Below are 8112 nucleotides of genomic sequence, written 5' to 3' on the forward strand. Positions count from 1 at the left end.
CGACGTCCGATGAGGATGAATTCGGTCAGATAGAGCACAGTCACCTGGGCTTGCGTCAGACCGAAACAGCGCAGCATGGCGCAGGCATCCAGGTGGCGCAGCATGAAGCGACGGGCCGCCATGGCCACCGCCAGCGCGGCCAGCATGGCCGACAGCAGGCCCACCAGCGACAGGAATTGTTCGGCGCGATCCAGCGTGGCGCGCATTTCGGGGCGGCCGTTTTCCAGCGACTCCAGGCGCACGCCGCGCAGTTGCTCGGCCTCGATCTGGCGTTCGATCTGTTGCTGGTAGCGCTGCACCGCCTCGGCGGGGCCGGCGATGAGCAGCCGATAGGTCACGCGCGAACCCACCTGGACCAGGTGCGTGGCGGCCAGGTCGGCCTCGCCCAGCATCACACGCGGGGCGAAGTTGACGAAGGCGCTGCCGCGATCGGGCTCGACCGAGATCAGGGCGGCGATCTTGACGGGCAGGTCACCCAGCTTGAGGGTATCGCCCACCTTCACATCCAGTTGCGCCAGGATCTGCGGATCGACCCATACCGTACCCGGCTGCGGGATACCCTCGGCGGGCCGGTCGCGGCCATCGGCGGCGCGCAGCGTGAGCTGGCCGCGCAGCGGATAGCCGGCTGTGACCGCCTTGATGGACGCCAGTACCGAACGCGCCGCATCGCCCTCGCCGGCCTGAGCCATGCTGGGGAAGACCTGGGTCTGGGCCTGCAGCAACCCGGCCTGGGCGGCTTGTTGCAACCAGGTCGGCGGCAGCGGCTGGTCGGCCGCGATCAATAGATCGGCGCCCAGCAACTGGTGCGCATCACGCGTCATGCCGGCGCGCATCCGATCCACGAAGAAACCGACCGATGACAAGGCCGCCACCGCCACGACCAGGGCGATCAGGAGGAAGCGTAATTCACCGGTACGCCAGTCGCGCAGGGTCATGCGCAATGCTTGTTGGAACATGCAGGAGCCAGAGAGGAAGAAAAAGGAAAAGAATGCAGGACGCTGGATGTCAGCGCAGCCACAGCGCCGCCACGCCCAGGGCCAGCAGCACGCAGCCGGCAGTAAGCAGTTGCAGCCGGCGCCGCATCCGGTCCATGGTGGCCACCAGTTGCGCATTCTGCTCGGCCAGGGTGTTGATCAACTGGGTCGCGTCCAGTTGTTCGGCCTCCAGTTGGGCCAGGCGCTGCCCCAGTTGATCGACATCGCTGCCCACCGGCTTGACCTGCTGCGCATCGACGGCCGTCTTGGCCTTGCGCGTGCGCGACCACAGCTCGCGCGCGCCCTTGACGATGCCGGGCGTGGCCTGGACCACGTCGCCCCAGGGAATCAATTTGATCGCGGATAACCAGCTCAATCCCATCTGCACTACTCCTTGTCGACGATGTGGGGGGAGGACGATGGATACGGCTTGTTGCAATTTCGTTTCAAGCCCGTGAGAACCGCACTCCTCTGTCTTCTTCTAAGACAGGCAAAATGTGATTTTATCCCGACCCGTTGCAAACCGCGGTATCGAGCCTGCTTACTGCCGGGCAACAAGCTGTTGTAACGGGTGTTCAGACTAGATGGAGTTCGACCATGAAAGCCCCCCTGCGCTCCTTGCACCTGCTGGCAGCCGCCCTGCTGCTATGTGCCGGCAGTGCCTTTGCCGCCGATTGCACCAAGGCCGCGACCCAGGCCGAGATGAATGCCTGCGCCTCGGAGACACTGACCCAGAACGATGCCGATCTCAATGCCACCTACATGGCCTATCGCGACAAACTCAACAAGGCACAGCAGAACCAGTTGCGCGAGGTGCAACTGGCCTGGCTGAAATACCGCGACCTGTCCTGTCGCTTCCAGAGTTCGGCCAGCGCCAGGGGATCAGCAGGCGAGCTGGCGCGCCAGACCTGCCTGGCCGACAAGACCCGTCAGCGCGCCGACGAACTCAAGGCACTGGCCGGTTGCCAGGAGGGCGATCTGAACTGCGTGCGCTAGGCAGTCACAAACTTTCATGCTGTAATGCTCCCGTCTGAATAAACAGGCAAACCATTCCACACTGCCCCAGGGAGTCTTCCATGAAAAAACTGATCTTCGCCATGACCACTTTCGCACTGGCCGCCCCGCTGCTGCTCAGTTCTCCTGCCATGGCGCAGAATGCGCAGCAGGACAAGATGAAGCAATGCAACGCCGACGCGGCCGGCAAGAAGGGCGATGAGCGCAAGGCCTTCATGTCCTCCTGCCTGAAGAAGGAACAACCCAAGCCGGCCACCCAGCAAGACAAGATGAAGCAATGTAATGCCGACGCCGCTGGCAAGAAGGGCGACGAACGCAAGGCCTTCATGTCTTCCTGCCTGAAGAAGAAGTAATTCTGTTCTTCTGGCCACCTCACCCGGTGGCCCATGAAAAAACCCGCAAGTCGCCTTGCGGGTTTTTTATTGCCGGATTGCCTGAGTGCCTGAGGCAGTGAAACGATCTCAATGCTGGGTGCGCTTGACGAAGAACAGCCCGGCTCCCACCAGCATGAGCACGCCGCCGAAGAAGCGGTTTTGCGCCTTGATCGCCTTCTGGCTGCGGAAGAAACGTTGCAGGCGACTGGCTGCGAAGGCATAGCCGTGCATCACCACCACATCCACCGCCACCATGGTCAGCCCCAGCACCAGCAGTTGCAGCCCCAAGGGGCGTTCGTGGTCGATGAACTGCGGCAGCACCGCCACCATGAAGACGATGCCCTTGGGATTGGTGGCATTGGTCAAAAAGCCGGTGATGCAGCGCTGCCACCAAGCCTGGCCGCGCTGGGCGCGGGCCACGGCATTGGCGGCGTCGATGGCTTCGCCTTCCTGCTCGGTCGGCACCGGGGCGCGCCATTGCGAGAAGCCAAGATAGATCAGGTACAGGGCGCCGGCGATCTTGACGGCGTTGAAGGCGGGCTCGGAGGCCACCAGCAGCGAGCCCACACCGGCTCCGGCAATGACCAGGACCAACACCAGCGCGACTTCCAGGCCGAGGATGGTGGCGCTGGTGCGGCGCACGCCGTAATTGAGGCCGTGGCTCATGGAGAGCACGGCGCCCGAACCGGGCGAGATCGCGATGAGGCAAGCAGCGAAGAAGAAGGTGATCCAGGTTTGATAGGCCATGAGGGACTCGATCGAAGGGCGGGGGCGCACTGTGGAATGTGGAGTTGACCATTATAAGCAAAGCAGCAACGAATGCTTACAAATACATGATGAATTGAAACACTTTGACGTCGTCTTTCACGTCGACGGCTCGTTATAGGAAGCAAGGCGCAACGAAACGATGAAGCGATTACGCAAAATCAAGCGCCTAGCGTAACAACCACTTTCTAAAGGAAATTGCCATGAAAACCAAATCCGTCATCGTCGCTTCCCTGCTGACCGCACTGGCCCTGCCGGTGTTCGCGCAGACCGGCGGCACCGCTGCCCCGGCCGCCGCTACGGCAGCAGCCCCGGCCAAGGCGGAAGCCGGCAAGACCGAAACCACGCACAAGGCCAAGGCCAGCCATCATCACGCCAAGCACAAGAAGGCTGAAAAGAAGGAAGCTGCTGGCAGCGAAGCCAAGCCAGCCGCCGACAGCGCCGCCAAGACCAAGTAAGTAAGCAAGTAAGTAAGCAAGACTGCAAGCAGCACATCTGAGTTCACACCGTACTACTCAACGCATACCAGACATCTGTCTCTGAAAGGACATCATCATGAAGACCAAGACCATCATCGTTGCCTCCCTGCTGTCGGCCCTGACCCTGCCCGTGTTCGCCCAGACCGGCAGCACCGCTGCCCCGGCTGCCGCCCCGGCCACCACCACTGCAGCCCCGGCCAAGGCGGAAGCCGCCAAGACCGAGACCGCTCCGAAGGCCAAGGCTGAACACCACGCCAAGCACAAGAAGTCGGAAAAGAAGGCAGAGAAAAAGGAAGAAAAGAAGGAAGAAAAGAAGGAAGAAGGCAAGACCGAAGGCAAGGTCGAAAAGAAAGCTGAAAAGAAGGTAGAAAAGAAGACGGAAAAGAAGGAAGCTGCCGGCACCGAAACCAAGCCGGCTGCTGACGGCGCCGCCAAGTAAGCGGTCCGCAAGGAGCATCACCCCGGGCCCTTGAGACCCGGCCATGTCAGGGATGACAGGGATATCGCCCCCGCACCATCAGGTTCGGGGGCGTTATTTTTTATATCGTTTTATATTTTTAAAATGCGCTAAATTATTTTTATTTTCCCGCTTCAATCAGGCTGCCAGCGCAAGGCAATGCGCTCACCCGACGTGACCAGATGGGCGCAATCCATGCCGATGCCGGCGGCAAACAGCAGGGTCTCGCCGGCCCACACCAGCGGCAGGAAAGGCCGCTCCCAGGCCGGCACGTCGGCACTCTGGTATTGCTGCTTGAGGCTGCGCGCCGGGCGATTCACACCCAGCTTGATGCGCTCGCCACCACTGCGCCCGCACACCAGCAGCGCCTGCGCGCGCAGCCAGGCGGCGTCCAGGCCGGGCCGCCCCTCGTCGGGGGCGATGGGATCGAAATGCAAGGTGCCGTAGAACGCCGCCACCCGCACCTGTGCCTGCCCTTCCCAGCGCAGGGACAAGGATGCGCCCTCATCGGGCGCGATGCGGCGCGGCGCCAGGAAGACCCGCTCGCGGTAGCGATGCACCTCGCCATCTGGATGCGACACGCACAATTGCGCCTCGACGTCGGCCTGCAGCAACTGGCTGCGCATTTCCTGCATCCAGGCCGCCGAAGGCATCCGCATCCCGCGCAGCGCAAACCAGTGGCGCATCAGGTTCAGGAACCGTTGTTCACTCAAGCCCCGTAACGCCGGCATGAGCAGGTGATCGTCCTGACGGCATTGCGCCAGATCCTGTTGGGCCACTTCGCGCAGCAGCTCCTGCGCACCTTGCGCATGTCCGGCCGCACGCGCCAGGCGCTGCTGGTAGCCGGGAAAGACCTGGCCCAGCGTGGGCATGACCTGATGGCGCAAGGCGTTGCGGGTGTAGCGCGGATCCTGGTTGGATTCGTCCTCGATCCACACCAGCGCAAGCGCGCGCGCCACTGCTTCCAGTTGCGCCCGGGTCACCCCCAGGAAGGGCCGCGCCACCAGGGTGTGGGCGTCACCCAGCAAGCCAGGGGCGGTATTGCAATGATCCATGCCCGACATCCCGGCCAGACCGCTGCCACGCAGCAGTTGCAACAACACCGTCTCGGCCTGGTCATCCAGGTGATGTGCGGTCAGCAGCAAGGGCGCGCCATGCTGGCGACACAGTCGTCCCAGCGCGGCATAGCGGGCCAGGCGCGCCGCTTCTTCGATGCCAGTGTCGGCCACCCGCGCCAGCTGCACCCGTTCGGCGGCACATGGCAGGCCGCGCTGCGCGCAAAACGCCTGTGCATGGGCCCACCAGGCATCGGCATTGGCCGACAAGCCGTGGTGCACATGCAGCGCCACCACCTGCCCGCCACTGTCCTGGGCCCACTGTGCGGCCACCTGCAACAGTACGGTGGAATCGAGCCCGCCGCTGTAGGCCACGGCCAGCGTATCGCGCTCGACATCGAAGCCGGTGGCCGCGAGCGTGGCCTGCAGTGCCTGCATCAGGCTGGCCAGGGACTTGTCGGGGGAAGAGGAAGGATGATCGGACATGGAAGAAAATCGGGGCCGGAAAGACAAACGCCAGCGAAGCAATCGCTGGCGCCTGGATCGAGGAAGAATGAAACCGAGGGATTATTCCGCCGAATTCAATTCCTTGAACTTGCCGTAAGCCATCAGCTTTTCGTGACGTGCGGCCAGCAGATCCTTGGTCTTCATGCCCTGGAACTGGCGCAGCGAATCCGACAGCGCGCGCTTGAGCAGGCTGGCCATCTGCTTGGGATCGCGATGGGCGCCGCCCAGCGGTTCGTTGACGATCTTGTCGATCAGGCCAATGGCCTTCAGGCGGTGCGCCGTCAGGCCCAGTGCTTCGGCGGCGTCAGCGGCACGGTCGGCGGTCTTCCACAGGATGGAAGCGCAGCCTTCCGGCGAGATCACCGAGTAGGTCGCATATTGCAGCATCAGCACCGAGTCGCCCACGGCGATGGCCAGCGCGCCGCCGGAACCGCCTTCACCGATGATGGTGGCGATCAGTGGCACCTTCAGTTCGGCCATCACGTACAGGTTGTGACCGATGGCTTCGGATTGACCGCGCTCTTCGGCATCGATGCCGGGGAAGGCACCGGGGGTGTCCACGAAGGTAAAGATGGGCAAGCCGAACTTTTCGGCCACTTTCATCAGGCGCATGGCCTTGCGATAGCCTTCCGGCTTGGGCATCCCGAAGTTGCGCATGGCGCGTTCCTTGGTGTCGCGCCCCTTCTGGTGGCCGATCACCATGCAGGCTTGGCCATTGAAGCGGGCCAGACCGCCGACGATGGACTGGTCGTCGGCAAAGGTGCGGTCGCCGTGCAGTTCGTGGAAGTCGGTGAAGATTTCGCGCACGTAGTCCATGGTGTAGGGACGTTGCGGATGGCGCGCAATCTGCGAGACCTGCCAGGGCGTCAGCTTGGCGTAGATGTCCTTGGTCAGTTGCTGGCTCTTCTTGACCAGGCGTTCGATCTCTTCGGAGATGTCGACGGCCGAGTCGTCCTGTACAAAACGCAACTCTTCGATCTTGGCATCCAGCTCGGCGATGGCCTGCTCGAAGCCCAGAAAAGTCGTTGTCGATTACTCATTGTGGTCCTTTTTCAACAAGTCCGATCATGCGACGAGAATCGGAGAAAATGCCGGCCCAGTGCGGGTTGCGGCTCGATGATCCCGGATGCATCGGTTTGCCTTCAAAATCTTGCGAGGACGGGAGTATACACCAGCAGTGCCTGCGCCCTCCTCCCCTTGGATCAATAATCGGAGGGCAGCGGGTCCAGGCTGCGCCACAGGTACCAGGTGGCCACGGTGCGCCACGGTTCCCAGTTCGCGGCGACTTCACGCGCATCGCTGCGCGAGACGGGCTCCCCCGAGAAGTAGCTGATGCTGATGCCCTTGAGCAATCCCAGGTCATCCAGCGGCAGTACGTTCGGACGCAGCAGATTAAATATCAAAAACATCTCGGCTGTCCAGCGGCCAATCCCACGGATCTGGATCATCTCGGCAATGACGGCTTCGTCTTCCATCTCCGCCCATTTGTCGGGATGTACCGTCTTGGCCTTGAAGTGGGCGGCCAGGTCGAGGATGTATTCGGCCTTGCGCTTGGACAAGCCGCAGGCGGCCAGCCCTTCGGGGCCGGTACGGATCACCTGGCCCGGGGTGCAGCGCGGACAGGCTTGCAGGAAGCGCTGCCAGACCGCATTGGCGGCCTTGGTCGAGATCTGCTGGCCGATCACCGAGCGCGCCAGCGTGGTGAAGGCATCGCCACGCACCGTCAATTGCAAGTCCCCGAACTGCGGGATGATCTTGCGCATGATGCGGTCGCGCTTCATCAGCTCGGCCTTGGCGTCTTCCCAGTAGGCCGGCACGATCAGGCTGGGATCGGCGTCACTGGCTTTTCGGTTGGTATTCAAGTCAAGCTCTCCGCCATTCGGTCAGGCCGCCCGGTTTGTCTTCCAGAACGATGCCGGCAGCAGTCAGCTCGGCGCGGATGCGGTCGGCTGCGGCGAAGTCCTTGCCGGCCTTGGCCGCCTTGCGCGCGGCAATCAGCGCTTCGATCTCGGCTTCGCCCAGACCGTCCGCGGCGCCCACGCCGCCCTTGAGGTAGTCGTCCGGTGCGCGCTGCAACAGGCCCAGGATGCCGGCCAACGCTTTCAACTGACGCGCCTGCACCGGCGAACGGCTGCGATTGACTTCATTGACCAGCTCGAAGAGCACCGCCATCGCCACCGGCGTGTTGAAGTCGTCGTTCAAGGCCTCTGTGAACTTTTGTGCATGAGCCTCATCGACCAGCAAGCCGCCCGCTTCCGGCGGCACGTCCTTCAAGGCCGTATACAGGCGGGTGAGCGCCTGGCGAGCATCATCCAGATGGGCATCGGAATAATTGAGCGGGCTGCGGTAATGCGCGCGCAATATGAAGAAACGCAACACCTCCGGGTCATACTTTTTGAGCACGTCGCGGATGGTGAAGAAATTGCCCAGGGACTTGGACATCTTTTCATTGTCGATGCGCACGAAGCCGTTGTGCATCCATAATGA

11 protein-coding genes are annotated in these 8112 nt (G+C 62.5%); 4 read left to right on the forward strand and 7 right to left on the reverse strand.

The genetic code is table 11. The features are described 5' to 3' along the window. Together I5W_RS04345 and I5W_RS04350 are read right to left on the reverse strand one after the other, a co-directional pair. Positions 1-956 (reverse strand): ABC transporter permease (locus I5W_RS04345; RefSeq protein ID WP_044528319.1); only part of this gene is annotated, 956 nt, incomplete at its 3' end. Positions 957-1005: 49 nt separating this feature from the next. Continuing rightward, positions 1006-1356 (reverse strand): hypothetical protein, encoded by a 351-nt coding sequence (locus tag I5W_RS04350; protein ID WP_044528320.1) that lies wholly within the window; start codon positions 1354-1356, stop codon positions 1006-1008. Positions 1357-1571: 215 nt separating this feature from the next. Here I5W_RS04350 and I5W_RS04355 point away from each other — a divergent pair, with 215 nt between their 5' ends. Both I5W_RS04355 and I5W_RS04360 read left to right on the forward strand, forming a co-directional pair. Beyond that, entirely contained in the window at positions 1572-1970 is a 399-nt protein-coding gene (locus I5W_RS04355) for a lysozyme inhibitor LprI family protein (RefSeq protein ID WP_017450775.1), read from the forward strand. 80 nt (positions 1971-2050) lie between these two features. Next, the gene (locus I5W_RS04360) at positions 2051-2341 is read left to right on the forward strand and encodes a PsiF family protein (RefSeq protein WP_017450774.1); all 291 of its coding nucleotides are present in this window, start codon (positions 2051-2053) and stop codon (positions 2339-2341) included. A 108-nt stretch (positions 2342-2449) separates the two neighbouring features. Here I5W_RS04360 and I5W_RS04365 read toward each other — a convergent pair whose 3' ends face one another. Next, positions 2450-3109, reverse strand: a complete 660-nt coding sequence (locus tag I5W_RS04365) for a LysE family transporter (RefSeq protein ID WP_044528321.1) — start codon at positions 3107-3109, stop codon at positions 2450-2452. A 221-nt stretch (positions 3110-3330) separates the two neighbouring features. Here I5W_RS04365 and I5W_RS04370 point away from each other — a divergent pair, with 221 nt between their 5' ends. Beyond that, a complete protein-coding gene (locus I5W_RS04370) occupies positions 3331-3585 on the forward strand; it encodes a hypothetical protein (RefSeq protein WP_017450772.1) in 255 nt (84 codons plus the stop codon). Positions 3586-3682: 97 nt separating this feature from the next. Further along, positions 3683-4045 carry a hypothetical protein gene (locus tag I5W_RS04375; protein WP_044528322.1) on the forward strand — a complete coding sequence of 121 codons (363 nt, stop codon included), beginning with the start codon at positions 3683-3685 and terminating at the stop codon, positions 4043-4045. Positions 4046-4197: 152 nt separating this feature from the next. Here the strand turns inward: I5W_RS04375 and tilS are convergent, their stop codons facing one another. From tilS to I5W_RS04395, 4 genes are all read right to left on the reverse strand, one after another. After that, positions 4198-5604, reverse strand: a complete 1407-nt coding sequence (gene tilS / locus I5W_RS04380) for a tRNA lysidine(34) synthetase TilS (protein ID WP_044528323.1) — start codon at positions 5602-5604, stop codon at positions 4198-4200. 81 nt (positions 5605-5685) lie between these two features. After that, entirely contained in the window at positions 5686-6642 is a 957-nt protein-coding gene (locus I5W_RS04385) for an acetyl-CoA carboxylase carboxyltransferase subunit alpha (protein ID WP_044528324.1), read from the reverse strand. Positions 6643-6827: 185 nt separating this feature from the next. Next, the gene (locus I5W_RS04390) at positions 6828-7487 is read right to left on the reverse strand and encodes a DNA-3-methyladenine glycosylase family protein (protein WP_017450768.1); all 660 of its coding nucleotides are present in this window, start codon (positions 7485-7487) and stop codon (positions 6828-6830) included. A 1-nt stretch (position 7488) separates the two neighbouring features. Further along, on the reverse strand, positions 7489-8112 hold a 624-nt coding region (locus I5W_RS04395; protein WP_044528325.1), incomplete at its 5' end, for a DALR domain-containing protein.

It is taken from the genome of Herbaspirillum sp. B65 (assembly GCF_000333555.1).
Lineage (GTDB): Bacteria > Pseudomonadota > Gammaproteobacteria > Burkholderiales > Burkholderiaceae_D > Herbaspirillum > Herbaspirillum rubrisubalbicans.